Origin of the sequence: Variovorax sp. WS11 (assembly GCF_010499245.1) — a bacterium.
Lineage (GTDB): Bacteria > Pseudomonadota > Gammaproteobacteria > Burkholderiales > Burkholderiaceae_C > Variovorax.
Genome location: NZ_JAAGOW010000002.1, coordinates 254,105 through 280,249, shown reverse-complemented (window position 1 = coordinate 280,249; position 26,145 = coordinate 254,105). Strand labels below are relative to the sequence as shown.

Sequence of the window (26,145 nt, the reverse complement as noted above, 5' to 3'; positions counted from 1 at the left end):
GAAGGTTTACATCCCGGCCGGGCCCGCGGCAGGGCTGCCCGGTAAAATACGCCCCGGCGCTGCGCCCCGCAGCGCCAAATTTTTTTGGTCCGGGGCCATGTAGAGGAACACCATGTACAAAAACCTCGCCGCCGCGTTCGCGGCCGCTTGTTTTTTCATATCGCCTTCTTTCTCGCAGTCCGCCGCACGGGCGGACCCGCTCAAGATCGGCTTCGTGTACGTCGCGCCCATCACCGATGCCGGCTGGGTGCGGCAGCACGAGGAGGGCCGCAAGGCCGTGGAGTCGGCGCTGGCCGGCAAGGTGAAGACCACCTTCGTCGAGAACGTGCCCGAGGGCGCCGATGCCGAGCGCGTGATCCGCGACCTGGCGCAGCAGGGCCACAAGCTGATCTTCACGCCCAGCTTCGGCTACATGGAGCCCACGCTCAAGGTGGCACGCGACTTCCCCGACGTGAAGTTCGAGTCCATCACCGGCTACAAGCCCGCGCCCAATGTCGCGACCGCGAACGCCCGCTACTACCAGGGCCGCTACCTGGCCGGGATCGCGGCCGGGCGCATGAGCAAGACCCATGTCGCGGGCTACGTCGCGGGCTTCCCGATCCCCGAGGTGCTGCAGGGCATCAACGCCTTCACCCTGGGCATGCGTTCCGTCGACCCCAAGGCGCAAGTCAAGGTGGTGTGGCTGGACGCCTGGTTCGATCCGCCGCGCGAGCGCGACGCCGCGATGACCCTGTTCAACCAGGACGTGGACGTGATCGCCTTCCACACCGGCTCCACCGCCGTGATGGCCGCGGCACAGGAGCGCGGCAAGATGGCCGTCGCCTACCACTCCGACATGCGCAAGGTCGCGCCCGATGCGCAGATCGTCGCCGTCACTCACCAATGGGGCGGCTACTACACGCAGCGCGCGCAGGCGGTGCTCGACGGCAATTGGAAGCCGGTCAACACCTGGGGCGGCGTGAAGGAGGGGATGATCCGCGTCGGCGATTTCGGCCCCAAGGTGCCCAAGGCCGTGCAGGACGAGGTGCTGGCGCGCCAGCAGGACATCGCCAGCGGCAAGCTGCAGGTCTTCCGCGCGGCGCAGGACGTGCGCGACAACGAGGGCAAGGTCGTCATCGCCAAGGGCACGGGCCTGCGCGACGACCAGGTCCTCATGATGGACTGGCTGGTCGAGGGCGTGCAGGGGCGGATTGCGCGGTGAAGAGCCGTTGGCGCAGCCTCGCGCCGACCTTGGAATCCAGGAGCGCCTTTTCCTTGGTGATGTTCACGTGCATGGCCGTTCGGGCCACCTCGAACATCGACTCCGCGAACTCGTACTGACGCTCATGCATGAATTGCAGAACTTGGGCCAGATGCCAAATCGATGAGCTGCCCCCATGAACCGGCGACGGGAACACGGCAGGGTTGTTCACCATCAACTTGCGCATGTTCTGGCGGCTGACCCCGACCAGGTCTGCCACGTCAGTCAGGCCCACGAAATCCGGGCCGGCCTCGACAAGCTGGGCCGTCGGAAGGGCCTTCTTCACGTCGTCGATCGCACTTAGAACGGCAGCCTCGGCCGATTCGGCTTCGCGGATGAATTCCAGACCCAGGTGGCCCGCCACACCCAAGCCGACAAGGGCGTCGGTGCAGTCCGCTTCGGCCAAGCGCTGCATGACTTGGTCATGGTCCGTGTCTTCGGGCGCCAGCTTGAATTTGAGATTGAACTCGTATTCCATCATTTGCTCTCTGTGCCTGCGGGTCCGTATTCGTCCCCTGTACGCGCGGTGGCTCCCTGTTGCGCTTGCTCGCGTGCGGTGCAGCCGTCGACCACCGCTTTGAGCTGCTTCGCATGGTTTCCGGGGTTCTTTGGGGTGCCCCAGATGCCGGCCTTACAACGCGTTCCGCATCGGCACTCGATGTCGTTGTAGGGGCAGTACAGAAAGCCCCAATGGCCTCCGGCCTTGACGATCCACTTGTTGTCCTCCGCATACTGAATCGCTGCTTCGACGTCTTTGTTTGGATGTTTTGCGCGTGCCATCTCAATTACTGTGAATCTAGTGTCGTCGTCAAAGGTTGTCAAGTGACAACCTTGGAATCGATCACGAGGCGCGCGTTCCCTTGCTGCAGAGGAGCAACCATGCAGACCGTCGCACCTCAATGCACAAACCCACGCTCCCGATGAAAGTACGCCGCCTCGGGATCCAGCTTCTTCACCTGCACCGCCGGTGACCCCGCATACACCGCGTACTCCTCCCCGTGCGCCTTGTTCAGCACCGACCCCGCCCCCAGCATCGAGCGATCGGGCAGGGCGGCGCCGCCGAGCACCGTCACCCGCGTGCCCACCAGGCAGTAGGTGCCGATGCGGATGGGCTTGCAGTCCTGCCGGTTCTCCACCGCGTTGATGCCGTGCGTGATCAGCTGCGAGTGGTAGCCGGCGATGGTGGTGAAGGCGCCGATGTCGACGCGGTCGGTGCAGTCGATGATGTGCTGCTTGGTGACGGCCGCATGCTCGCCCAGCGAGAGCGTCGGATCGCGCCCGGTGCGGTGCGTGAAATGGGCGCCGGCCGGCGGATGGCCGGTGATCCAGTTCGAGCGGTCGATCACCGAATGCGCGCCGCACTCGAGGCGGCCCAGGTGGATGGCCACGTTGAAGTGGCCGATGTAGGCCCCTTCGCCCATCACCAGGTGCCCCGGGAAGACGTAGGAAAGCCCGATGCGCGCGCCGTCGGCGATCTCGTAGCCCCAGTAGCGGCGCAGTAGCGCGCGCTTCAGCGACCAGGGCAGGAAGACCACCAGCAGCCCGAGCAGGCGCTTCACAGGCGGACCTTCCGCTCGTCGAGCACGCGCCGGTAGGTCGCCACGTAGTTCGAGGCCATGCGGTGCGCCGTGTAGTGCGAGGCGTTCTCGATGCCCATGCGCCGCATCTGCTCGAAGCGCGGCGCGGCTTCCTCGATGGCGGCGGCCATGGCCTCGGCGTCGTTGGGGTCCACGTAGACCGCGCCTTCGCCGCCGATCTCGTTCATCGGTGCCAGGTCGGAGGTGAAGACCGGGCAGCCGCAGGCCTGGGCCTCGATCACCGGCCAGCCGAAGCCCTCCTGCAGCGAAGGGAAGAGCAGGGCGGTCGCGCTGGCGTAGAGCGCGCGCAGCTCCTCGTGCGACACCTTCTGCACCGTCTTGATCCGGTCGGCCACGCCGTGCTCGCGCGCCAGCTCGGCCATCTCCGGCACCAGCTCGGGGCCGACGAACACCAGCTGCTCGGCCGGCGCGGGCCGCCCGCTCGCAGCCGCGCGCTCGTGCAGCGCGATGAAGGCCTCCAGGACCTTGCGGCGGTTCTTGCGCGCCAGGTCCCAACCGACGTGGATCAGGAACTTGTCATCGGTGGAGATGCCGAAGCGCCGGATCAGCGCCTGCGCCTCATCGGGCGGCACCGGGCGGAAATCGTCGTTCAGCCCGTTGAGCACCACGGTGACCCGCGGCTCCTCGGCAAGCCCCAGCGCCAGCAGCTCGCGCCGGGTCAGGTGCGAGACGCAGGCCACCACGTCGGCCGCCGCCAGCCCCTTGACGATCAGCCGCTGAAACAGGCGGCCGGTCCAGCTCACGTCCCAGCCGTCCACCATGCCCTTGGCGGCCTGCACCGCGATCACGTCGTGGCAGGTGATCACGTTGGGCTTCGACCGGACCCAGGGGATGTACATGCCGTTGGAGTGGTCCGTCACGTGCACCACGTCGGCCCAGCGCACATGGCGGGCCATCGAGGGGATGAAGAGGATGAATTTGTCCACATAGCCCAGCCACTTCCACAGGCGCGAGGAAGTGGGGACCCGCAGCACCCGCCGCGGGGGTGTCAGCACCCGCAGCTCGCAGCCGGCGTGGGGAAGTTCGCGCTCCAGGATGCGCTTGAAGGCCAGCATGCTGGTCTGGCCGTCGGGGACGTAGTTCCCGATGAGGAGCACTTTCATGCTGGACGTGCGCGGCGGTCTGCGTCGCGTGAAGTCATCGATGTTCCTGTTGGGGTTGAAGGAAGAATTATGTTCTAGCGCCAGGGGCACCCCGGGATGGGCAGGACGGACGGCGGGGCTGTCATACCTTAGCCCCTGCCTCCACTATGCGCTCGCACATTCCGTACCGGCTTCCCTGCCTTGCCCTCCCAGCCCATGCAAGCCTACCGTGCCTCCCTTTTGCGATTCGATGCCGCCGGCCAGCCCGTCTTCGACGAGGACGGCCTGCTGGTCGTCGGCCTGGATGCCGCCGGCCGGCAGCGGGTCGTGGACGCCGGCGCCTTCGGCAGCGTCGCGGCGCGCCATCCGGGCGTGGCGGTCACGCACTGGCCGGGCCGCATCATCGCCCCGGGCTTCGTGGACATGCATATCCACTTTCCGCAGACCGACATCATCGGCGCGCCCTCCGAAGGGCTGCTGCCCTGGCTCGAGAACTACACCTTCCCGGCCGAGAGCCGCTTCGCCGAGCCGGCCCATGCGGCCGAGGTGGCGGAGGTCTTCTTCGACGAGCTGCTGCGCAACGGCGTCACCACCTCCCTGACCTTCGCGACCTCGCATCCGGCCTCGGTGCAGGCCTTCTTCGAGGCGGCGCAGCGCCGCTGCCTGCGCATGATCACGGGGAAGGTGCTGCAGGACCGCCATTCCCCCGACGGTGTACGCGACCAGACCGAGCAGAGCCTGATCGACACCGAGTCGCTGATCCGCCAATGGCACAACGTGGACCGCCTGGGCTACGCGATCACCCCGCGCTTCGCGCCCACCAGCACCGACGCGCAGCTGCGCGGCGCGGGCGAGCTGGCCGCGAAGTACCCGGACACCTGGATCCATTCGCACGTGGCCGAGAACAAGGACGAGGTGAAGTGGGCGCGCGAGCTCTTCCCCGGCGCCCGTTCCTACCTCGACGTCTACCGCGGCTTCGGCCTGATGCGCGAGCGCGCCGTCTATGCCCACTGCATCCATTTCGACGACGACGACCGCCGCCTGATGCGCGAGACCGGCACCGCCGCCGCGGTGAGCCCGACCAGCAACCTGTTCCTGGGCAGCGGCTTCTTCGACTTCGAGGGAGCCGACCGCATCGGCTGCGCCTACGGCCTGGCCAGCGACGTGGGCGGCGGCACCAGCTTCAGCCCCTTCTCGACCATGCTGGCCGCCTACTACGTGGGCCGCGAGGGCCAGACCAAGCCCGGCCTGAGCATCGCGCCCTCGCAACTGTGGTGGCGCCACACCGGCGGCGCGGCGCGCGCGCTGGGGCTCGCGGGCACCATCGGCAACCTGCAGCCCGGCTGCGAGGCCGACTTCCTGGTGCTCGACCCCAAGGCCACGCCGATGCTCGCGCGCAAGACGGCGCGGGCGGACAGCCTGGAGGAGCTGCTGTTCGCGCTGATCGTGCTGGGCGACGACCGGCTGGTCGAGCGCACCGTGATCTCCCAGGCGCTGGCAGCCTGAGCTCGGCCGAGTGGGGAGGCCGCTGCCTAGAATAGCGGCCCCTAGGAAGGACCTGACATGAGCATCAAGAGCGACAAGTGGATCCGGCGCATGGCCGAGAAGAACGGCATGATCGAGCCCTTCGAGCCGGGCCAGATCCGCGAGCAGGACGGCCACCGCATCATCAGCTACGGCACCTCGAGCTACGGCTACGACATCCGCTGCGCGCCCGAGTTCAAGGTCTTCACCAACATCCACAGCACGGTGGTCGACCCCAAGAACTTCGACGAGAAGAGCTTCGTCGACTTCCACGGCGACTCCTGCATCATCCCGCCCAACAGCTTCGCGCTGGCGCGCACGGTCGAGTACTTCCGCATCCCGCGCAACGTGCTGACCATCTGCCTGGGCAAGAGCACCTACGCGCGCTGCGGCATCATCGTCAACGTCACGCCCTTCGAGCCCGAATGGGAAGGCTACGTGACGCTGGAGTTCAGCAACACCACCCCGCTGCCGGCCAAGATCTACGCCGGCGAGGGCTGCGCCCAGGTGCTCTTCTTCGAGAGCGACGAGGTCTGCGAGACCAGCTACAAGGACCGCGGCGGAAAGTACCAGGGCCAGCGCGGCGTGACCCTGCCCAAGGCATAGTCCACTGAATCACTGAAATCGGATCGGTGCTGTCCACCCGATACGGGCGCGCTGCGGCGTTGCAAATGCTCGCGATACCGGAGGTATCGCTGCGCTTTGCGCCTTGCATCGCATCCCGTCTCGGGCGTCCCTCACCGACCATTTCAATGATTCAGTGGACCTACCGACTTCGCGGCGCTGTCCTGCAAGCGCTCGCGCCGCACGGGCCGTCCGGGCGCGGCGCCCGCGCGGAAGGATGAGCGCTTCGGGACGCGCCGCCGCAGCGAGCGCGTACCATCGGGAGCGGCAGCCGTCGGTGGGCGGCAAGGAGAGCGTCATGAGATGGGAAGGCAACGAACAATCGGACAACGTCGAGGACCGTACCGCCAGGGGCGAGGCTTCGGCGGCCTGCCGTCGGCGAGGGCACAGCGTCGACTGAGCACCATTGCGGTGGCGGTGATCGCGGATCGTCGGATCTTCGGCATCAATCCGCTCACGCTGCTGGGAATGATGAGCGGCGGCGAACCGCCGGCCAGTGCGGCAGCAGAAGGGTCCGGCGCAGAAACCGCCGACCCAATGACAAGACGCCTTCGTCTCGACCGTGCTGCGCAACACCGAGGTGGTGTGGAGCGACGTCTTCCGGCAGAACGGCGGCAGCTACACGCCCGCCCGCCTGGTGCTGTTCCGCGGCGCCACGCCCACCGCCTGCGGCACCGGCCAGTCGGCCATGGGGCCTTTTTACTGCCCCGGCGACAAGAAGGTCTACATCGACCTGGGCTTCTACGACACCCTCAAGAACCAGCTCGGCGCGCCCGGCGAGTTCGCCCAGGCCTACGTGATCGCGCACGAGGTGGGCCACCACGTGCAGGACGAGCTGGGCATCACCGGCAAGGTCGACCAGATGCGCGGGCGCCTGAGCCAGACCCAGAACAATGCGCTGAGCGTGCGCGTCGAGCTGCAGGCCGACTGCTTCGCCGGCATCTGGGCGCACCATTCGCAGGAGTCGAAGAAGTGGCTGGACCCGGGCGACATCGAAGCGGCCATGAACGCCGCGCAGAAGATCGGCGACGACGCCCTGCAGCGCTCGGCCGGCCGGGCGGTGGTGCCCGACAGCTTCACCCACGGCACCAGCGCCCAGCGCCAGCGCTGGTTCGGCGCCGGCTACAAGAGCGGCAAGGTCCAGGACTGCGACACGTTCGCCGCGCGCAGCCTCTAGTTCGGGCCCCGATCTGTTGCTATTGAAAACATAGCGAAACGGCCAGTCACCGCACTGTCATCCCCGTTTTTTGCCGCAGTGCGACAATAGAAGGTTCATGACCAGTTCCTTCTCCAATCTTTCCCTGGCCGAGCCCTTGGCGCGGGCCGTGGCCGAAATGGGCTACGAGACCATGACGCCGATCCAAGAGCAGGCCATTCCGGTGGTGCTCGCAGGCCAGGACGTGATGGGCGCCGCGCAGACCGGCACCGGCAAGACAGCGGCCTTCTCGCTGCCCCTCCTGCAACGCATGCTCAAGCACGAGAACAGCTCGACCTCGCCGGCGCGCCACCCGGTGCGGGCGCTGGTGCTGCTGCCCACGCGTGAGCTGGCCGATCAGGTGGCGCAGCAGGTCAAGCTCTATGCTAAGCACACCAACCTGCGCAGCACGGTGGTGTTCGGCGGCATCGACATGAAGCCGCAGACCCTGGAGCTCAAGAGGGGCGTCGAGGTCCTGGTGGCCACGCCGGGCCGGCTGCTGGATCACATCGAGGCCAAGAACGCAGTGCTCAACCAGGTCGAGTACGTGGTGCTCGACGAGGCCGACCGCATGCTCGACATCGGCTTCCTGCCCGACCTCCAGCGCATCCTCTCGTACCTGCCCAAGCAGCGCACCACGCTGCTGTTCTCGGCCACCTTCTCGCCCGAGATCCGGCGCCTGGCCGGCAGCTACCTGCAGAACCCGGTCACCATCGAGGTGGCGCGGCCGAACGAAACGGCCTCCACCGTCGAGCAGCATTTCTACAGCGTGAGCGACGACGACAAGCGCCGTGCGCTCAAGCAGATCCTGAGGCAGCGCGGCCTCAAGCAGGCCTTCGTCTTCGTCAACAGCAAGCTGGGCTGCGCGCGGCTTGCGCGCTCGCTCGAGCGCGAAGGCCTCAACACCACCGCGCTGCACGGCGACAAGAGCCAGGACGAGCGCCTGAAGTCGCTGGCCGCCTTCAAGGCCGGCGAGGTCGACCTGCTGGTGGCCACCGACGTGGCAGCCCGCGGCCTGGACATCAAGGACGTCCCCGCAGTCTTCAACTTCGACATCCCCTTCAACGCCGAAGATTACGTGCACCGCATCGGCCGCACCGGCCGCGCCGGCGCCTCGGGCCTGGCGGTGAGCTTCGCCAGCGGCGGCAACGACGTGCGGCTGGTGGCCGACATCGAGAAGCTGATCAAGAAGAAGATCGAGCTGGAGCCGGTGGAGTTCGACGAGGACCGCCCGCGCGGCCGCATCAACGATGGCCGCCGCCACTGGCGCGATGAGGGCGAGGCCGGCGACGCGCGCGACGTGCTCGACCAGCCGCGCGAGCGCAACGGCGAAGCCCGCTTCGGGCGCAACACGCGGCCGCACCGCACGCCGGCGGCACCGCGCGATCCCTTCTTCGAGAAGCCTTACGAAAGCCCCGAGCGCGAGGCCGCGCCCTCCTGGGAGGCGGCCGGCAAGGCCACGCCCGCGCGCGGCATCTCGAGCAACATCAAGAGCAAGCGCAAGGTGCCCGCGCTGTTCAAGGCAGCGGCCCCGCAGCCTAACTGAGCGAGGCGGTTCGGCCCGGCTTCTGCGCCTGCGCGCAGCGCACCTGGATCAGTTCGCGATCCGCGCTCGTCGCGCCCATGCGCACCGCGCTCAGGCAGCCGCCCCAGACGCAGCCCGTATCGGCAGAGATCAGGTCGGGCCGCGAGACCCAGCCCAGCGTCGACCAGTGGCCGCAGGCGATGGTGACGTCCGCCGTGCGCCGCCCCGGCACGTCGAACCAGGGCATGAAGCCCACGGGCGCTGCGCCCGATCCGTCCTTGGTCTCGAACTCCATCACCCCCTCCGCGCTGCAGAAACGCAGCCGGGTCAGGGCGTTCACGATGACGCGCAGCCGCGCGCTGCCCGTGAGCGAATCGCTCCATTGCGCGGGCTCGTTGCCGTACATGGTCTGCAGGAACTCGGTCAGCGCGGGCCCGCGCAGCACCGATTCGAGCTCGGCCGCCAGTGCCAGCGTGTCCGCGAGGCTCCACTGGGGCAGCACGCCCGCATGCAGCATCAGCAGTTCGCCGTCGGCGAGCTGGCGGTGCAGCGCCATCGGCTGCCGGCGCAGCCAGTCGAGCAGGGCCTCGCGGTCGGGTGCGGCCAGCACTTCGGCCAGCGTGTCCTTGCGGCCGTTCTTGCGCGCGCCCTGGGCCACGCCCAGCAGGTGCAGGTCGTGGTTGCCCAGCACGCTCTGCGCGGCGCCGTCGAGGCGCTGCACGCGCCGCAGCACGGCCAATGAATCGGGTCCGCGGTTGACCAGGTCGCCCAGCAGCACGAGCTGGTCGCGGCTGGGGGAGAAAGCGATGTCGTCGAGCAGGCGCGCCAGGGCTTCGTCGCAGCCCTGCACATCGCCGATCAGGTAGAGTGCCATGGGTCCTCATTCTCGCCCCCCTCCATGGATGTTTTTCTGCTGGCCTTGCTGACCACGCTCAACGCGGCGTTCGCAATGTCCGAAATGGCCCTCTCCACCAGCCGCCGGGCGCGCCTGGCCGCGCTGGCCGAGACGGGGGATGCCGGCGCCGCAGCCGCGCTGGACCTGATGGAGTCGCCCACGCAGTTCCTTTCCACGGTGCAGATCGGCATCACCTCGATCGGCATGCTCAGCGGCATCGTCGGCGAGGCTGCCTTCGCCGGGCCGCTGGCCGCCTGGATGGAGCGCTCGGGCATGGGCCCGGGGACGGCCAGCTTCGTCTCTACTGCCGTGGTGGTGAGCTGCATCACCTTCTTCACCATCATCTTCGGCGAGCTGGTGCCCAAGCGCATCGGCCAGCTCTATCCCGAGCCGGTGGCACGCCACGTTGCACGCCCGATGCACATGCTGGCCGCCGCCGCCAAGCCCTTCGTGCTGCTGCTGTCGGGTGCCACGGCCGCGACGCTGAAGCTGCTGCGCATCGACCTGAACGCAGGCCGCATGGTGACCGAGGAAGAGATCTCGGCCAGCCTGGAGGAGGGCGTCGACGCCGGCGTGATCGAGATGCACGAGCACCAGATGGTGCGCAACGTGTTCCACCTCGACGACCGGCGCCTGAGCTCGCTGATGGTGCCGCGCGCCGACATCGAGTGGCTGGAAGCCTCCGGCACGGTCGCGCAGGCCCTGCAGAAGGTGTCGGCCGAAGCGGTGCGCGACGAGGTCCATTCCTGGTATGCAGTGTGCCGGGGCTCGCTGGACGACGTGGTGGGCACCATCAGCGTGGGAAGGCTGCTGGCGCTGGGCCTGGCGCATCCCGGCACCATCGAGGAGGCGGCGCAGCCGGCGATCTTCGTGCCCGAGACGCTGACCGGCATGGAACTGCTCGAGCAGTTCCGCGCGCGCGCCGCGCGCATGGTGTTCGTGGTCGACGAGTACGGCGTGGTGCAGGGCCTGATGACGCCGGGCGACCTGCTCGAGGCCATCACCGGCGAGCTGCAGACCGAAACCCAGGCCGACGCCTGGGCCCACAAGCGGCCCGACGGCGAGTGGGAGCTCGACGGCCTGATGCCGGTGGCCGAGCTGCGCGCGCGCCTGGGCATCCGCGAGCTGCCCGACGAGGAGCGCGGGCGCTACAACACGGTGGCGGGGCTGCTGATCTTCGTGTCCGGCCACCTGCCCGAGGTGGAGGAAGAGATCGATTGCGAGGGCTGGCGCTTCCGGATCGTGGCGCTCGACGGCAAGCGCATCGACCGGGTGACGGCCCGATCGATCGCCGCGGCCCCGCACGACGCGGCCGCCTGAATTCAGAAATCGAGCGGACGAAAGGCCTGGACGGCCTCGGCCTCGGGCCCGAAAGCGCCATAGCGCACCGGGCAGCCGCTCAAGGCCTCGATGCGCTCGATCCACGCCGCCGGCGCGGCGACCGCGAGGGCGTCGTACAGGGGCTCGGCGGACGCCAGCAGCCGGGTCAGGCCTTCCTGGTGCATGAGATCCGGCGCCGCGCCGCGCCGCAAGGCCGTCAAGGGCTGCGCCTCGCCGGCCACCCGGTAGGCGCTGCACCAGCGCAGGCCGCCGGTGCGCCCGATCGCATCGAGATGGCTGACTGCCAGCCCATCGAGCCGGCCCACGGCCGCGAGGGCGTAGCGCCACAGCACGGCATCCGGCTGGCCGCGGCGGAAGCGGCCCTGCCAGCCGGCGTCGGCGTTGTGCGGCTCGGCCAGGCGGTCGAGCGCGGCATCCTGCGTCGGCAGCGGTCCGGCGCCATGGCGCGTGAGATAGCTGCGCAGCACGCCCAGGTGCCGCACGGGCGCGGCGATGCCGGCATCGGCCAGCACGGCCTCGACGGCGGCGGTGGAGACCGTGCTCCAAGTGGTGTGCGGATGGAAGCCCTGCCATTCGTCGAGCAGCACTCCCTGTGCGCCTTCGAAGAGCACCGTGCCCGGGCGCGCGAGCTGCGCGGCGATCGCGTCGCGGCCGGCGGGCGGTGCTTCGCGAAGACAGGGCTCGACCGCGGCCAGCCAGCGGCGCGCCAGCGTAGGGTCCTCCAGCATGCCCCGCTCCTGCGCCGCGGCCTCGGTGGCCGGCAGCGGCAGCGCGTCGAGCTCGCGCCGCAGCGTCTCTCGGACGGCCTCCAGCTTCTCCAGCGCGTGCGAGGGCCGCGCCAGGTCGCCGTAGCGCAGGGCGGTGTCCGGCATGGCCAGCGCCTGGCGCACCGTTTCGCCCACCCCCACGCCGCAGCTGCCGTGCGCCGCGGCCCCGCGCGCCCATTCGCGCAACCGGCCCGCCGCCTGGTGGAAGGGCGTGGTGACGCGGCAGCGCGCATCGATGCGCAGCCGCGCCAGGGCGTCGGGCACGCCGCTGTGCCGCAGCGCCTCGTGCTCGACCAGGAGCGCGGTCGGATGCACGACGACCGGGCTCGCCAGCAACGTGCAGGCGCCGGCATTGAAGCTGCCGGCGCCGAACTGCGAGAAGGTGTGGTGCCGCCCGTCCGCCAGCGCCACGTTGTGGCCGGCCTGGGCGCCCCCGTTGAAGCGCACCACCGTGTGCGCGCCCCATGCACGGGCCAGGAAGTCGGTGTAGAGGCCCTTGCCGCAGTCGCCGAAGCCCAGGCCCAGCAGCGAGACGTAGCGCGTGTTCACGCGGCGCGGATCAACCGAACAGCCGCTTCCACCACGAGCTGCGCGCCGTGCCCGGGCCGTTGGCGCCGGTGTGTACGCGCCGCGGCGCGTTTGGGTCGAGCAGCGCGGCATAGCCTTCGAGCGCATGGGCGACTGCGTTGACGCGCTCGCGCGGCATGCCGTGCGCGCCCATCACCTGCGCGAGGCCATCGAGGCCCGGCACCGCCTTCTCGGTCAGCGCCACGATGCCGGCTGCCACCGCGCAGGCATCGTCGGGCGAATCCATGCAGATCACGTGATCGCCCAGCAGTTCGCGCCAGCGCGGCTCGCAGTTGCGCCGGCGCTGGGCGTCTGGGATCAGGAAGAACAGGTGGCAGGTCTCGGCCGCGGCGGCGATCGCCTCCTCGATCGGGATGTCCTCGTCCAGCTTCTCGCCGATCAGGGCCTCGACCTGGTGGCGGGAGACGGCCGGGTAGGGCAGCTCGTCGCCGGTCATGAACAGGTAGCCGCGCTTGCCGCGCTTGACCCAGCAGTCGAGGTCGGTGTGCTGCGCGATCACGTAGAAGGCGAGCTCGTAGCTTTCAGAGCCGCTGCCGCCGCCCCCGCCTTCCAGGAAACTCCAGGTGAGCCACTGGTCCATCAGCTCGGCGGTGCTCTCGTACTGGCCCACCTGCAGCGGCGCCTGGTCGGAGGTGGCATCACCGATGGCCATGAACAGCAGCTGCGGATCGGCCACGCCGCAGTCCGTCAGCAGCTTCATGAAGGTGGGCAGCTCGCGCCGCGCCAGCGTCTGCGGGATGTCGCCCATCGAGCCGGTGACGTCGAGCGCGAAGGCGATGCCCAGCGAGTTCGGATGGTCGGCGTTGTCGCGCGACTCGCGCACCCGCAGGCCATGCGGGTTCATCAGCGCGTGCGTCGCGCTCTGCCTGAAAACCTCGGCGCCCGAGCGCGTCGCGCGGTCCGCCACGAGCGCCGCGTGCGCGGCATGCGAGTAGTTTCCGTAGCCCATGCTGTCCTCGTTCTCCTGGTGAAGCGGTTCAGGCGCCCGGCGGCGCCGGGTCGAAATGGACGAACTGCGGCGCCCCGAAAGATTCGCGCGCCGCTGCCGACAGGGCGGCCTCGATCCCGCGTGCGCCGAGGCGCTCGCAGGCGCGTGCGTCCTCGCTGCATTCGCGCAGCACGGCGGCCAGCGGCGCCGGGGTGTGCGTGCCGAGTCCGGGTGCATCGCCGGCGGGGCCGTGCAGCAGCGCGCGGATCGTCCAGGCCGTCTGCATCAGGTCGCGCGCGGCCGCGGCCGTGCCCGCATGCTGTCGTGCGCGCGACCACCCGACGATCAGCACGCCATGGTCGCGCGGGTGCACCAGCGCATGCTCGGGCGCCAGCGCGCCGTGCGTCCAGCCGGCCTCGTGCACGAAGGCCAGCACGTCCAGCAGGCGGCGCCAGATCCAGACCGCGTGGCGCGGATCGATGCCGCGGGCGTTGGCCTCCCGCACGGCCTGCAGGCTGCCCCAGAAGCCGGTGGGGTGGCGCAGCGCCAGCGCCTGACGGGCTTCGTCGGCCCAACCCTCGGCCAAGCCGATGCCGAGGGCTTGCGGCAGTCGCCGCGTAAAGTAGGCCGCACCCGGGACCGCAAGCGCTTGCAGGGCCGCGAGCGCCGCGGCCTCGCGCGCCAGCGCATCGGCGCCTGCGGTCGTGCGCGCCAGCTTCAGCGTCACGCGTTCGGGCAGGGCGCCCAGTCGCTCGGCCAGCAGCACCTCGGCATGCTCGCCGGCGCCCAGGGTGGCCAGCACGCGATAGCGCGCGCCTCGCCATTGCAGCAGGCGCCCGGCGCCGTCATGCGCCTGTGCGCGCCGCAGCGCCGCGCGGAAGCGCTCGCGCTCCACCGTCTGCTCGCCGCGCACGACGGTGGCGCCGCACCATTCGCAGTTCACCGTTCGCCAGCGCGCTGCCCGCGGCAGCGGTGCCGAGCATTGGGGGCAGGTCAGGGCGAGCAAGGCGGGCATTGGGGCCGAAGCCTATCCGATGCCGTGCGATTCAGCGAGTGCGCGGATGCGCGGCGCGCCAGGTCCAGGGCGGCACGGGGCGGCGATCGGCCCACAGGCCGGCGCGCTTGCCCCTCGCCTCGAACTCGGCGAAGGCGTACTGGCCGCGCTCGGTGGGACTCTGTTCGTCGGCATAGGCGCGCGACCACCAGGCCATGCCGACGGTGAGCATCGCCAGGCCCGCGTCCAGCGTCTTCGCGCAGTGCGCCTCGGTGCACGAGTTCGGGGCCACCTTCACCCGGCAGACGCGGCGGTGGTAGCGGTCCTCGTCGTCCTCGCAGTCCAGGCGCGCGGTCTTGCGGTAGGCGATCTGCGACAGCGCCTGCCTGGCGCGCCGGCCAAAGGGCTGGCTCAGTTCGGGCGCGTCGATGGCATGCAGCCGCACGGTGAGCTGGCGAAAGGCGCCGGCTTCGCCGCAGCGGAGCTTGAGGGTGTCGCCGTCGCTGATGGCGACGACCAGGCAGAAGAGGGCGGCGGAAAGCATGAAACCAAAGCCGTCGATGCTAGTCCACTGAATCACTGAAATCGGTCGGTGCTGTCCACCCGATACGGGCGCGCTGCGGCGTTGCAAATGCTCGCGATACCTGCGGGTATCGCTGCGCTTTGCGCCTTGCATCGCATCCCGTCTCGGGCGTCCCTCACCGCCCATTTCAATGATTCAGTTGACTAGCGTGCCGTGCGGGCTCAGTCCTCCTCGAGCTCTTCGAAGCGCTCGGCCAGGAAGTCGAGCAGCGCCCGCACCGCCGGCAGCAGCCCGCGGCGCGAGGCGAACACCGCATGGATGATCTCGCGCCGCGGCGCCCATTCCGGCAGCACCCGCACCAGCGTGCTGGCGGCGATCTGATCGCACACCATCATGGTCGGCAGCTGCAGCACGCCCACGCCGGCGACCGCCGCCGTGCGCAGGACCAGCATGCCGCCCGTGATCAGGCGCGGGCGGTGGTGGATGGCCACCTGCGCGCCCTCGGGGCCGAACAGGTTCCACACATGCTCGGCCTGCGGCGCACCCAGTCCCAGGCTGGGCAGCCCGGCCAGGTCGGCCGGCACCTGTGGCGTGCCGTGGCGCGCGAGCAGCACGGGGCTGGCCACCAGGCACTGGCCGCGGTCGGTCAGCACGCGCAGCACCAGCTCGCTGTCCTGCAGGGGCGGCGGCCGCACCCGGATGGCGATGTCGATGCCTTCGGCGATCACGTCGACGCGGCGGTTGGTTTCCTCGAGGTGCACCTCGACCATCGGGTTCGCGACCATGAAGGCGGCGACCATGTCCCCGATGCGTGCATTGAGCAGCGCGATCGGGCAGGTCATGCGCACGATGCCGCGCGGCGCGGACTGGGTGAGTGCGACGGCCTCGTCGGCGGCCTCGGCTTCCACCAGCATCGCTCGGCAATGCCCGTAATAGGTCTGGCCCAGCTCGGTGACGGAGAAGCGCCGCGTGGACCGCATGACCAGCTGCGCCCCCAGCCGCTCCTCCAGCAGCGCGATGCGCCGGCTCAGCTTGGACTTGGGCATGCCCAGGGCCCGCCCCGCGGGCGCGAAGCCGCCGTGGTCGACCACCTGGACGAAGTAGTAGAGATCGTTCAGATCGCGCATGCCGTCATCGTTCCTCGCATAGGACTGTGCGGGCAAATTTTGCCCGCTACCGGAACGGGCTCCGCGCTCCTACTCTTCATCCATGCATCGGGGGACCTGTCGTTCCCCGGCTCGAAGGAGATGTGATGAAGAAGATCCTCGGCGTCTACAGCGCCCCGCGTCCGCATTGGGTGGGCGACGGCTTTCCGGTCCGTTCGCTGTTCTCGTACCAGAGCCATGCGGCGCACCTCAGCCCCTTCCTGATGCTCGACTACGCCGGGCCGGCGCAGTTCGCGCCGGCCGCCCAGCCGCGCGGCGTGGGCGTGCACCCGCACCGCGGCTTCGAGACCGTGACCATCGTCTACCAGGGCGAGGTGGACCATCGCGATTCCACCGGCGCCGGCGGCCACATCGGCCCCGGCGATGTGCAGTGGATGACGGCCGCCTCGGGCATCCTGCACGAGGAGTTCCATTCGGAAGCCTTCACCCGCCAGGGCGGCACGCTGGAGATGGTGCAGCTGTGGGTCAACCTGCCTGCGCGCGACAAGGGCGCTGACGCCGGCTACCAGACCTTGCTGGACCGCGAGATCCCGAGCGTCGCATTGCCGGGCGAGGCCGGGCGCGTGCGCGTGATCGCCGGCGAATTCGACGGCCATCGCGGACCGGCGCGCACCTTCACGCCGATCGACCTCTGGGACCTGCGGCTGAACCAGGGCAGCACCGCCCGCTTCGAGCTGCCCGAGGGTCGCACCCTGGCGCTGGTGGTGCTGCGCGGCACGGTGCGCGTGAACGGCCGCGAGACCGTGCGCGAGGCGCAGCTGGTGCAGTTCGATCGTGCGGGCAGCAGCCTGGAGATCGAGGCCGACACCGATGCGACGCTGCTGCTGCTCGGCGGCGAGCTCATCGACGAGCCGGTCGTCGGCTACGGCCCCTTCGTGATGAACAGCGAAGCCGAGATCGCGCAGGCGGTCGAGGACTTCAACCGCGGCCGCTTCGGCGCGGTCCCTCACTGAGGTCCAGGCGGCCCGGCCGGGTGGCCGGGGCGCCCTGGATCCGGTGCACCGCCCTGCGGGGCTTTTTCTCATCCATCCCAAGGAGTTCCTCATGTCCAAGCCCTACGCCCGCCTCGACAAGAACCAGGCTGCCGTCCTCTTCGTGGACCACCAGACCGGCCTGTTGTCGCTGGTGCGTGACATCGACCCCGACAAGTTCCAGAACAACGTGCTCGCGCTGGCCGACCTGGCGCAGTACTTCAAGCTGCCCACGTCCTGACCGCCAGCTTCGAGAACGGCGAACGGCCCGCTGGTGCGCGAGCTCAGGCGCAGTTTCCCGGGCCCCGTGCATCCCCGCGGGCGAGTCAGCGCCTGGGACAACTGGGGATTCGTGCCGAGGCCGTCCAGACCACCGGCCGCAAACAGCTCATCATCGCCGGCGTCGTGAGCCGGGGTGTGCGTCGCCTTCCCCGCGCTGGCGGCGCTGGAGGAAGGCTTCGAGGTCTTCGTCGTGACCGACGCCTCGGGCACCTTCAACGGGCTGACCCGCCACTCGGCCTGGGACCGCATGACCGCGGCCGGCGCACAGCTGATGACCTGGTTCGGCGTGGCCTGCGAACTGCACCGCGACTGGCGCAACGACGTACAGGGTCTGGGCACGCTGTTCTCCAACCACATCCCCGACTACCGCAACCTCATGACCAGCTACAGCCAACTGGCCAAGTGATCGGATGCGGCCACCCGCAGCGCGGCTGAATGAACCGCGCCAGGCCGCTGGCCAGTAGGATCGAGACCGACCGAACGAGGAGACCGCCATGACCGAATCCTTCCTCCAGGCTTTCGCCGACGCGTGGAACCGCCACGACATCGACGCCCTGATGCAGTTCATGACCGAGGACTGCGTCTTCGAGGCCAGCGCCGGCCCCGAGCCCTGCGGCACGCGCTATGTCGGCCCGCAGGCGGTACGCGAAGCTTTCAGCCGCGTCTGGCACGACCACCCCGACGCCCAGTGGCTCGGCGCCCGGCACTTCATTGCCGGCGAGCGGGGCGTCTCCGAATGGACTTTCGTCGGCACCCGGGCCAGCGACGGCGTGCGCATCGAGACCAACGGCTGCGACCACTTCACTTTTCGCGACGGCCGCATCCAGCTCAAGAACTCGTGGCGCAAGGCCCGCGGCTGAGGGCCCGCCCTGTGGCGCCGACGCCCCGGCGTGCCAAAAGTCGCTTGAGAAAGTAACTATTTGTGTGCTTCAATCGGCGGCGGAGTAGAGGAACCGTCGAGGACATCCATGAAAAGACTGCTGAGCATCGTCTGCATCGCCGCCCTGGCGGCCGGCTGCGCCACCCGCCCCAACGAGGGCCCCGGTTCCGGTTCCGGAGCGGACTACGTTCCTGCCGTGCAGGCACCTGGCGACCCGACGGCCTACGAACAGGATTTGGCCCGCTGCCGCGCCTCGGCCGCCAGCATCCCCTTCCGTGCCAGTCAGCATGACGATGCGCTCGTCGTGCTCGACACCGGCGTGGTCGGCGTCGGCTGGATGGCCGGCATCCCGACGCTGAGCGGCGTCGCGGTGGTCGGCGGCCTCTATGCCTTCCAGAAGGCCGTCTACACGCCCGAGCGCCGCGTCTGGCATTCCAGGCAGGAAACCTCCATGCTCAACTGCCTGGCGCAGAAGGGCTACGTCAACACCGACCCGAGCGTGCGCGTGACCTGGGTGCCGCCGGGCCAGCGCTCCGCCGAGCCCGCGCTGCGCAGCACCGGGCGCGACACCTACAGCGCCGAGCAGTTCGCCAAGGCCCGCCGCTGCAGCGTTCTGCCCATGGCCACCTTGGTCGAGAAGGGCCCCGGCTACGAGCGCCACAGCATCCCCTGCAGCAACGGCCAGACGATGGCCGTGCGCTGCGAGTTCGGGAGCTGCCGGGCCGGGTAGGCCTTCCTGGGGGCGCATGCTTTGCGACGCGGGGTCAGTTCCTGTCGTCCTGAAAATCGATGCGCCGGTGTGTCCCGTCGCAGAAGGGCTTGTTCTTCGATCCGCCGCACCGGCAGAGAAAGAAGCACTCACGCGACGCGCCTTCGGGCCAGTTCCCGGTATCGAGATCGAAGCCCTGGACCTCGTAGGGGCCGTTGTGTGAGATGCGAATGCTGGGCGCACTCACCGCACGGAGGCCGGGCTGGTCGTGCCCTGTCTCGGGTTGGCCGGCAGGCGTGCGCTCCGGGCGTCGATCGTCCGAGAAGCCGATCCGGATGTGCGAGCTGTCACAGAACGGTTTGTTGCGCGACGCACCGCAGCGGCACAACGCGATGCCGAGCGAGCCGCTCAGCCGCTCCCCTTTCGAGTTCGTCAGGTCATCGATGGTGACCAGATAGGGGCCGTCGCGTGACAGCCTGATGCGAGGTCTCGGCTTGTCCGGCGGGGATGGGCCCCCGGCCTCACGCGACAAGGGCGCGACGGTTTCCTGCTTCATTTGCAACTCCTTCCGGCGCGACGCGGCCTCGCAGGGCTCAGCGCGCAGCCGACAGCGCGTTCGAGAGCTCGCTCAGCAGCGATGCACCGTCGCCGTGCCAGGCGCTGCCGTGCATGCACGCCAGCGTGCGCGGCGCCTGCTGCGCGAGCCCGGCCAGCATGGCGGCGGTTTGCGGCGCATGCGCGTAGTAGTCCATCTGATGCCGGAATGCTTCGCTGGGCCCGAGGATGTCGGTATCGACCAGCGCCTTCTCGCTGTTGCCCGGCTGCGTGAAGAGGTCGCCGCAGAAGAAAGTGCGCGTCTGCGTCTCCATCATCAGTCCGCACTCCCAGCCGTGCGGAAGATGGGGCGTGTCGAACCAGCGCACCGTGTGGCTGCCGAGCACGAGGTCCTCGCGGTCGGCGAGCGTTCGGGGCGGGCGGTCGGCCATGTCGGCGATCGAGAGCATGCCCGCGAGGCTGCCGCACAGGGGCACGGCCTGCGGCGCAGCCGCCAGGAACAGGTTCAAGGCGCCGCACTCGTCCGCCTCCACGTGGGACAGCCCGACGTAACGCAGGCGCTCGAGGGGCATCACGCTCGCGATGGCATGGCTCACCAACGGAAAAAGCTGGCGCGGCCCGGAGTGGAAGAGGAGCGGCTCGTCATCGATCACCAGGTACTGGTTGAAGCTGAAGAGCTGGCCGTCGGGCAGCGGCACCGGCGTGTTGATGCGGAAGATGCCGGCCGCGATTTCCTGCACGTTGGTGCCAGCCTGTGGGTCGGTGGTCATGCGTGTCTCCTGCGCTGTGGTGCGGCGACCGCGTCGCCGAGGCGCACCACCTTACTCCGATTCGTCGGCCGGGCGCAGCCGGGTCTTCGGGTCCCGGATCAACGTGGCGAAGGCCGCGTGGCTGCGCCGACCGAAGGCTATCGTGTCGGCGGCAGGATCACCGGCGGCGGAGGCGGCGAGGGCATCACCGGCGGTGGCGGCGTGAAGGGCGGCACCGGCACCGGCGGCACCACCGGGATCGCTGTCGGCGCGCCGGGCGGGCGCGTGCCCGGTACCGGCTGCGAGGCCGGCGGCTGCGGCGGCGTCACGGTCATGTCCACCGCAGGCCGGCCGTCGGTGGCCAGCGTGCCGTTGATGGCGCGCAGGTTGTCCGGCGTCAGCGTGCCGTTGGCCTGGCGCAGCTTCAGGTTGCCCAGCAGCACGTTGTAGCGCGCCACCGCCAGGTCGCGCTTGGTCTGGTAGAGCTGGCTCTGCGAGTTGAGCACGTCGATGTTGATGCGCACGCCCACCTGGTAGCCCAGGCGGTTGGCGTCGAGCGCGCTCTGGCTGGAGGACTCGGCGGCTTCCAGCGCCTTCACCTGGCCGGCGCCGGAGACCAGGCCCAGGTAGGCGGCGCGCGTGGCCTGCGTCACGCTGCGGCGCGTCGATTCGAGCACCGAGCGGGACTGCTCCTCCAGCGCCAGCGTTTCCTTCACCCGGTTCTCGATCGCATAACCCGCGAACAGCGGCATGCTGAAGGTCACCCCGATGGTCGCGGCGTTGATGCGCGACTTGGTCGTGGTGGTGCTGGTCCCCTGCGGGTTGTTGCTGACGTTGTAGCCCAGGTTGGCGTCGAGGGTGGGCTTGTGGCCGGCCTGCGCCTTCTCGACTTCTAGCGAGGCCACGTCGAGGCCGAGCCGTGCCTGGCGGATGGAAGGGTGCACCTCCTCGGCCTGCGTCACCCAGGCGTTCATGTCGGCCGGCGCCACGTCGGGCAGCTGCACCGGCGCGGCCAGCGGCACCGGCACGCTGCCGGGGCGGCCGACCAGCTGGTCGAGCGCGATTTTCTTGACCTGCAGGTCGTTCTCGGCCGCGATCTCCTGCGACACCACCAGGTCGAAGCGCGCCTGCGCCTCGCGCGTGTCGGTGATGGTCGAGGTGCCGACCTCGAAGTTGCGCTTGGCCGCGGCCAGCTGCTCGGCCACCGCGGCCTTCTGAGCGCGCACCAGCGACAGCGTGTCCTGCGCGGCCAGCACGTCGAAGTAGGCCTGGCTCACGCGCACCACCAGGTCCTGGTCGGCGATGGTGAGCACCGCCTGCGCGATGTCGACCTGGCGCTTGCCCTGCTCGTAGGTGGCCCAGTTCGCGGGGCGGTAGAGCGGCTGCGTCGCGTTGATGCCGGCGGTCTGGGTGTTGAAGCCGCGGTTGGCTCCGCCGGCCGGTGTGTTCACGTCCAGCTCGGTGTGCGAGGCGCCGGCCGACAGCCCGACGCTGGGCAGGATGCCGGCCTTGGCCTGGGCGGCGCGCGCCAGGCTGGCGTCGTACTGTGCCCGGGCGGCCTGATAGGTCGCGTCGTAGCCGCGGGCCGAGTCGTAGAGGTCGATCAGGCTCTGGCCGTGCGCCGGCAGTGCGATCGCGGCGACGATGGCCGCCGTGAGGGGGAGAAGCCGGGGCACGGGCATGAAGGGTCCTTGATCTGCGGGATCAGTAGCGTGGAACGGAGGGGTCGTGCTGTGTCGACCAGGCGTCGATGCCGCCGGCGACGTTCGCCACTTCGGCAAAGCCGTTCTGGGCGAGGAAGGCGGCCACGCGCTGGCTGCGCGCGCCGTGGTGGCACAGGCAGGCGATGCGCTGCGCCGGATCGAGCTCCGTGAGGCGCGCGGGGATCTCGTTCATCGGAATGGCGACCAGCGTGAAGCCTTGCGGCGTGACGCTCGCGGTCTGCCTCTCCCAGGGCTCGCGCACGTCGAGCAGCACCGGCGGTGCGGATGCGTCGAGCGCGAACCAGTCGGCCAGCCGGCCCGGGGCGACCTGGTCGATCATCAGAAATTAAAGCGCGAGGGCGCCGGGAAGTTGAGCAGGCGCGGCGCGACCATGTCCCAGGGTTGCAGGATGTCCCACTTGCCTTCGCCCACGCGGGTGACGAAGTGGGCGCGCATCATCGGCTCGTCGCCCACGACGGCGGCGAGGCGGCCGCCCATCTTGAGCGAGCCCATCAAGCTCTGCGGCAAGCGCGCGACCGAGCCGCTGAGCACGATCACGTCGAAGGTCGGGCCGCTGGACAGCGGTACCGTGCCGTCGGCCTGGCGCACCTCGACGTTGTTCACGCCGTTGCGCCGCAGGTTCTCGGCGGCCACCGCCGCGAGGCCGGGGTCGATCTCCAGCGTCAGCACCTGCGCGGCGCGGTGCGCCAGCAGGGCGGCCATGAAGCCGGAGCCGGTGCCGATCTCGAGCACCGTCTCGTGCTTCTTCACGTGCAGGTCCTGCAGCATGCGGGCCTCGACCTTGGGCGAGAGCATGCACTGGCCGGGCTCCTTGCGGGCGGCGCCTTCCAGTGGGATCTCCATGTCGAAGAAGGCCAGGCTGCGATGCGCCTTGGGCACGTAGTCCTCGCGCCGGATCTGCGCGAGCAGGTCCAGGATCTCGAGGTCCAGCACATCCCAGGGACGGATCTGCTGTTCGATCATGTTGAAGCGCAGGCGCGCCAGGTCGTGGGTGGCGTTCATGGGGTGTTCCTCGTGCCGATCGGGTGTGTGGGGGTGTAGGGGGTCGATTCAAGACAAACTTTCGATTTTAGGGGCCAGCCTTTTCGTGTCCGTGCCCTGCGCCGGCTTCTTCTCGCCGCGCCAGATGCGCCTCGCCCATTGGGCAAGATCGTCCATGTAGCAATAGACGACCGGCACCACCACCAGGGTCAGCAGCGAGGAGGTGATCACCCCGCCGATCACGGCCTGGCCCATGGGCGCGCGCTGCTCCGAGCCCTCGCTGAGCGCGAAGGCCAGCGGCACCATGCCGAAGATCATGGCCAGCGTGGTCATGAGGATGGGGCGCAGCCGCACGCGGGCGGCCAGCAGCAGGGCCTCGGCGCGCGGCAAGCCGGGCGCGGTACTGCCGTCGGCGGCAAGCACGGGTTCGCGCGCGCGGATGGCGAAGTCGACCAGCAGGATCGCGTTCTTGGTCACCAGCCCCATCAGCATCACGATGCCGATGATCGAGAACATCGAGAGCGTGGAGCCGAACATCATCAGCGCCAGCACCACGCCGATGAGCGTGAGCGGCAGCGCCGTCATCAGCGCCAGCGGCCGCAGGAAGCTCTTGAACTGGCTGGCCAGGATCATATAGATGAAGATGATCGCCAGCGCCAGCGCCGACACCGCATAGCCGAAGGACTCCTGCATGTTCTTGGTCGAGCCGCTGAACTGCCAGCCGTAACCCGGCGGGAAGGCGATGCCGGCCAGCGCCTGGCGGATGTCGGCCGAGACCTCGCCCGCGGAGCGGTTGGCGACGTTGGCGTTGATGCTGACCTCCCGCGCCAGCGCGCGCCGGTTGATCTGGTTGGGCCCGGTGGCTTCGCGCACCTCGGCCACCTGCTGCAGCCGCACGATGCGGCTGGAGCCGTCGGCGTTGGCGCCCATGGCCGTGCTGACGAAGGGCAGGCGCGCCAGGTCGGCCGGCGAGTTGCGCACTTCGGGCGCGAGGCGCACGTTGACGTCGTAGGTCTGGTCGTCCGGCGCGCGCCAGTTGCCCACCGTGGTGCCGGCCACCAGGGTGCGCAGGGCGGCGGCGATGGGTGCCACGCCCAGGCCCAGGTCGGAGGCGGCGTCGCGCCGCAGCACCACGTTCACGGTCGGCTTGTTGGGCTTCTGGCTGGAGTCGAGGTCGACCAGGCCGGGGATGGGGCGAATGGCCTCCATCACCCGCTGCGTGAGCCGCTCCAGCTCCTGCAGGTCGGGGCCCTGCAGCGAGAACTCGATCTGCTTGTTGCCGCCCACCGAGTCGCGCAAGCCCACGTGGGTGACGGTGATGCCGGGCACGGTGCGCAGGCGCTCGCGCAGCACCGTCGACATCTGGTCCACGCTGCGGGTGCGATCCTTGCGGTCGACCAGGCGCACGTAGATGCTCGCGTAGATCTTGCCCTGCGCGTCGCCGGTATTGATGGTGCTGAGGGTGTAGCGCACCTCGGGCATCTCGCGCAGGATGCCTTCGACCTGGCGGGCCTTGCCCTCGGTCACCTCCAGCGAGGAACCGACCGGGGTGTAGAAGCTGATGGTGGTTTCGGAGTAGTCGGCCTTGGGCACGAACTCGGTGCCCAGCAGCGGAACCATCGTCACGCTGAGAACGAAGATGCCCACGGCCGTGAACACGGTCGCGAGCCGGTGCGCGAGCGACCAGCGCAGGATCGACTGGTAGCCCTCGCCGAGGCGATCGGTCGCGCGGTCGAACCAGCCGGTGACGCGGCCGATGGTCTTGTCGTAGAGGCCGGCCTTGCGCTGCCCGTGCTGCCCGTGCGTGTGAATCGAAGGGTCGTGCCACACGCTCGACAGCATCGGGTCCAGCGTGAAGCTCACGAACATCGAGATCAGCACCGCGGCCACGATGGTGATGCCGAACTCGTGGAAGAACTTGCCGATGATGCCTGCCATGAAGCCGATGGGCAGGAACACCGCGACGATGGACAGCGTGGTCGCCAGCACCGCCAGGCCGATCTCTTGCGTGCCGTCGAGTGCGGCGGGGTAGGGCGCCTTGCCCATCTGCACGTGGCGCACGATGTTCTCGCGCACCACGATGGCATCGTCGATCAAGAGACCCACGCACAGCGACAGCGCCATCAGCGTCACCATGTTGATGGTGAAGCCGAACATGGCCATGAACCAGAAGGTGCCGATGAGCGCGATGGGCAGCGTGAGCCCGGTGATCACGGTCGAGCGCCACGAGTTGAGGAAGAGGAAGACGATCAGCACCGTGAGCAGGGCTCCCTCGATCAGCGTCTTGCGCACGTTGTCGACCGCCACGCGGATCGGGCGCGAGGCATCGCCGATGGGCTCCAGCTTCATGCCCGGCGGCAGCTGCGGGCCGATGTCCGCCAGCGCCTTGCGCAGGCCGTCCACCACCTGGATGGTGTTCTCGTCCTGCGCCTTCTGCACCGACAGCAGCAGCGTGCGCTGGCCGTTGTAGAGGGCGAGGCTGTCGATCTCCTGCGCGCCGTCGCGCACGCTGGCCACCTGGTCGATGCGGATCGGCGCGCCGCCCTTGCGCGCGAGGATGATGCGGCCGAAGTCCTCGGGCCGTTCCATGCGCGCGTCGATCTGCACCACGCGCTCCTGCTCGAGCGAGCGCACCGAGCCCACCGGCAGCGCCTGGTTTTCGCTGCGCACCGCCTCCACCACCTGCTGCGCGCTGACGCCGAAGGCCTCCATGGCCTGCGGGTTGAGGTAGATGTTGATCTCGCGCTTGGTGCCGCCCACGAGGGTGACCGAGCCGACGCCGCGCACGTTTTCCAGCCGCTTCTTCAGGACCTGGTCGGCCCAGTTGGTGAGTTCGACGGCGCTGGGCTGCGTGCCCTTGCCGCCATCGGGCAGGACGGCCACCGACCACACCGGCCGCGAAGCCGGATCGAAGCGCAGCACGCGCGGCTCCTTCACTTCGTCGCGGAACAGCGGCCGCACCGCCGCCACCTTTTCGCGCACGTCGTCGGCCGCCTTGCGCCCATCCACATAGAGCTGGAACTCGACGATCACCACCGACTGGCCTTCGTAGCTGCGCGAGGTGAGCGCGTTGATGCCGGCGATCGAGTTGACGCCTTCCTCCACCTTCTTGGTCACCTCGCTCTCGACGATCTCGGGCGAGGCGCCGGGGTATTCGGTGATCACCACCACCACCGGGAAGTCGATGTTGGGGAACTGGTCGACCTGCAGCCGCTGGTACGAGAAGATGCCCAGCACCACCAGCGCCAGCATCAGCATGGTCGCGAAGACCGGGTTCTTCAGGCTGACGCGGGTGAACCACATG

Annotated in this window: 24 protein-coding genes and 2 pseudogenes; 10 read left to right on the top strand and 16 right to left on the bottom strand. The window is 69.3% G+C overall.

The genetic code is table 11. The features are described from left to right. Positions 1 to 112: 112 nt before the first annotated feature. Positions 113 to 1,201 carry a BMP family ABC transporter substrate-binding protein gene (locus GXN78_RS21880; protein WP_106555709.1) on the top strand — a complete coding sequence of 363 codons (1,089 nt, stop codon included), beginning with the start codon at positions 113 to 115 and terminating at the stop codon, positions 1,199 to 1,201. Here GXN78_RS21880 and GXN78_RS21875 read toward each other — a convergent pair. The 4 genes from GXN78_RS21875 to GXN78_RS21860 form a co-directional block, all read right to left on the bottom strand. Further along, the gene (locus tag GXN78_RS21875) at positions 1,152 to 1,718 is read right to left on the bottom strand and encodes a DNA-binding protein (RefSeq protein ID WP_164255644.1); all 567 of its coding nucleotides are present in this window, start codon (positions 1,716 to 1,718) and stop codon (positions 1,152 to 1,154) included. The two genes, GXN78_RS21880 and GXN78_RS21875, sit on opposite strands and share 50 nt — an antisense overlap. Further along, positions 1,718 to 2,020, bottom strand: a complete 303-nt coding sequence (locus GXN78_RS21870; RefSeq protein ID WP_239142916.1) for a hypothetical protein — start codon at positions 2,018 to 2,020, stop codon at positions 1,718 to 1,720. Before GXN78_RS21870 ends, GXN78_RS21875 begins: the two co-directional genes overlap by 1 nt. Before the next feature lie 116 nt (positions 2,021 to 2,136). After that, positions 2,137 to 2,799 carry a hypothetical protein gene (locus tag GXN78_RS21865; protein WP_106555708.1) on the bottom strand — a complete coding sequence of 221 codons (663 nt, stop codon included), beginning with the start codon at positions 2,797 to 2,799 and terminating at the stop codon, positions 2,137 to 2,139. After that, the gene (locus GXN78_RS21860; protein ID WP_164255642.1) at positions 2,796 to 3,941 is read right to left on the bottom strand and encodes a glycosyltransferase family 1 protein; all 1,146 of its coding nucleotides are present in this window, start codon (positions 3,939 to 3,941) and stop codon (positions 2,796 to 2,798) included. Before GXN78_RS21860 ends, GXN78_RS21865 begins: the two co-directional genes overlap by 4 nt. Before the next feature lie 195 nt (positions 3,942 to 4,136). Between GXN78_RS21860 and guaD the strand changes: the two genes are divergently transcribed. The 4 genes and pseudogenes from guaD (at position 4,137) to GXN78_RS21840 (ending at position 8,809) form a co-directional block, all read left to right on the top strand. Further along, entirely contained in the window at positions 4,137 to 5,426 is a 1,290-nt protein-coding gene (gene guaD, locus GXN78_RS21855; RefSeq protein ID WP_106555706.1) for a guanine deaminase, read from the top strand. A 57-nt stretch (positions 5,427 to 5,483) separates the two neighbouring features. Then, positions 5,484 to 6,050 carry a dCTP deaminase gene (dcd, locus tag GXN78_RS21850; protein ID WP_106555705.1) on the top strand — a complete coding sequence of 189 codons (567 nt, stop codon included), beginning with the start codon at positions 5,484 to 5,486 and terminating at the stop codon, positions 6,048 to 6,050. 316 nt (positions 6,051 to 6,366) lie between these two features. Further along, positions 6,367 to 7,245, top strand: a pseudogene (locus GXN78_RS21845) (neutral zinc metallopeptidase). Between the two features lie 97 nt (positions 7,246 to 7,342). After that, entirely contained in the window at positions 7,343 to 8,809 is a 1,467-nt protein-coding gene (locus GXN78_RS21840) for a DEAD/DEAH box helicase (RefSeq protein ID WP_106555703.1), read from the top strand. On the opposite strand, the gene GXN78_RS21835 is transcribed toward GXN78_RS21840, so the two are convergent. Beyond that, the gene (locus GXN78_RS21835; protein ID WP_106555702.1) at positions 8,802 to 9,662 is read right to left on the bottom strand and encodes a symmetrical bis(5'-nucleosyl)-tetraphosphatase; all 861 of its coding nucleotides are present in this window, start codon (positions 9,660 to 9,662) and stop codon (positions 8,802 to 8,804) included. The two genes, GXN78_RS21840 and GXN78_RS21835, sit on opposite strands and share 8 nt — an antisense overlap. A 24-nt stretch (positions 9,663 to 9,686) precedes the next feature. On the opposite strand from GXN78_RS21835, the gene GXN78_RS21830 reads away from it, so the two are divergent. Then, positions 9,687 to 11,003 (top strand): hemolysin family protein, encoded by a 1,317-nt coding sequence (locus GXN78_RS21830; protein WP_106555701.1) that lies wholly within the window; start codon positions 9,687 to 9,689, stop codon positions 11,001 to 11,003. Positions 11,004 to 11,005: 2 nt separating this feature from the next. Here GXN78_RS21830 and GXN78_RS21825 read toward each other — a convergent pair whose 3' ends face one another. The 5 genes from GXN78_RS21825 to GXN78_RS21805 form a co-directional block, all read right to left on the bottom strand. Then, positions 11,006 to 12,340: an adenylosuccinate synthetase gene (locus tag GXN78_RS21825; RefSeq protein ID WP_239142852.1), complete on the bottom strand. Its 1,335-nt coding sequence runs from the start codon at positions 12,338 to 12,340 to the stop codon at positions 11,006 to 11,008. Positions 12,341 to 12,350: 10 nt separating this feature from the next. After that, entirely contained in the window at positions 12,351 to 13,328 is a 978-nt protein-coding gene (locus tag GXN78_RS21820; protein WP_106555699.1) for a hypothetical protein, read from the bottom strand. 28 nt (positions 13,329 to 13,356) lie between these two features. Then, a complete protein-coding gene (locus GXN78_RS21815; protein WP_106555698.1) occupies positions 13,357 to 14,322 on the bottom strand; it encodes a serine/threonine protein kinase in 966 nt (321 codons plus the stop codon). 31 nt (positions 14,323 to 14,353) lie between these two features. Next, complete coding sequence (locus tag GXN78_RS21810; RefSeq protein WP_106555697.1) at positions 14,354 to 14,845, bottom strand: thermonuclease family protein; 492 nt, start codon at positions 14,843 to 14,845, stop codon at positions 14,354 to 14,356. A gap of 200 nt (positions 14,846 to 15,045) precedes the next feature. Then, positions 15,046 to 15,951 carry a LysR family transcriptional regulator gene (locus GXN78_RS21805; RefSeq protein WP_106555696.1) on the bottom strand — a complete coding sequence of 302 codons (906 nt, stop codon included), beginning with the start codon at positions 15,949 to 15,951 and terminating at the stop codon, positions 15,046 to 15,048. 125 nt (positions 15,952 to 16,076) lie between these two features. On the opposite strand from GXN78_RS21805, the gene GXN78_RS21800 reads away from it, so the two are divergent. From GXN78_RS21800 to GXN78_RS21785, 4 genes and pseudogenes are all read left to right on the top strand, one after another. Further along, positions 16,077 to 16,943, top strand: a complete 867-nt coding sequence (locus GXN78_RS21800; protein ID WP_106555695.1) for a pirin family protein — start codon at positions 16,077 to 16,079, stop codon at positions 16,941 to 16,943. A gap of 91 nt (positions 16,944 to 17,034) precedes the next feature. Continuing rightward, a pseudogene (ycaC, locus tag GXN78_RS21795) lies at positions 17,035 to 17,649 on the top strand (isochorismate family cysteine hydrolase YcaC). Positions 17,650 to 17,737: 88 nt separating this feature from the next. After that, entirely contained in the window at positions 17,738 to 18,103 is a 366-nt protein-coding gene (locus GXN78_RS21790; protein WP_106555693.1) for a nuclear transport factor 2 family protein, read from the top strand. Between the two features lie 108 nt (positions 18,104 to 18,211). Beyond that, positions 18,212 to 18,853 (top strand): hypothetical protein, encoded by a 642-nt coding sequence (locus tag GXN78_RS21785; RefSeq protein ID WP_106555692.1) that lies wholly within the window; start codon positions 18,212 to 18,214, stop codon positions 18,851 to 18,853. 34 nt (positions 18,854 to 18,887) lie between these two features. Here the strand turns inward: GXN78_RS21785 and GXN78_RS21780 are convergent, their stop codons facing one another. From GXN78_RS21780 to GXN78_RS21755, 6 genes are all read right to left on the bottom strand, one after another. Next, positions 18,888 to 19,388 carry a CDGSH iron-sulfur domain-containing protein gene (locus GXN78_RS21780; protein WP_106555691.1) on the bottom strand — a complete coding sequence of 167 codons (501 nt, stop codon included), beginning with the start codon at positions 19,386 to 19,388 and terminating at the stop codon, positions 18,888 to 18,890. A 37-nt stretch (positions 19,389 to 19,425) separates the two neighbouring features. Further along, positions 19,426 to 20,157: an MBL fold metallo-hydrolase gene (locus GXN78_RS21775; protein WP_106555690.1), complete on the bottom strand. Its 732-nt coding sequence runs from the start codon at positions 20,155 to 20,157 to the stop codon at positions 19,426 to 19,428. A 137-nt stretch (positions 20,158 to 20,294) separates the two neighbouring features. Beyond that, the gene (locus GXN78_RS21770) at positions 20,295 to 21,818 is read right to left on the bottom strand and encodes a TolC family outer membrane protein (protein ID WP_106555689.1); all 1,524 of its coding nucleotides are present in this window, start codon (positions 21,816 to 21,818) and stop codon (positions 20,295 to 20,297) included. 22 nt (positions 21,819 to 21,840) lie between these two features. Then, positions 21,841 to 22,179: a rhodanese-like domain-containing protein gene (locus GXN78_RS21765; RefSeq protein ID WP_106555688.1), complete on the bottom strand. Its 339-nt coding sequence runs from the start codon at positions 22,177 to 22,179 to the stop codon at positions 21,841 to 21,843. After that, on the bottom strand, positions 22,179 to 22,862 hold the full coding sequence (locus tag GXN78_RS21760) for a protein-L-isoaspartate O-methyltransferase (RefSeq protein WP_106555687.1): 684 nt from the start codon (positions 22,860 to 22,862) through the stop codon (positions 22,179 to 22,181). Before GXN78_RS21760 ends, GXN78_RS21765 begins: the two co-directional genes overlap by 1 nt. A 48-nt stretch (positions 22,863 to 22,910) precedes the next feature. Beyond that, positions 22,911 to 26,144 carry an efflux RND transporter permease subunit gene (locus GXN78_RS21755; RefSeq protein WP_106555686.1) on the bottom strand — a complete coding sequence of 1,078 codons (3,234 nt, stop codon included), beginning with the start codon at positions 26,142 to 26,144 and terminating at the stop codon, positions 22,911 to 22,913. Between the last annotated feature and the right edge of the window lies 1 nt (position 26,145).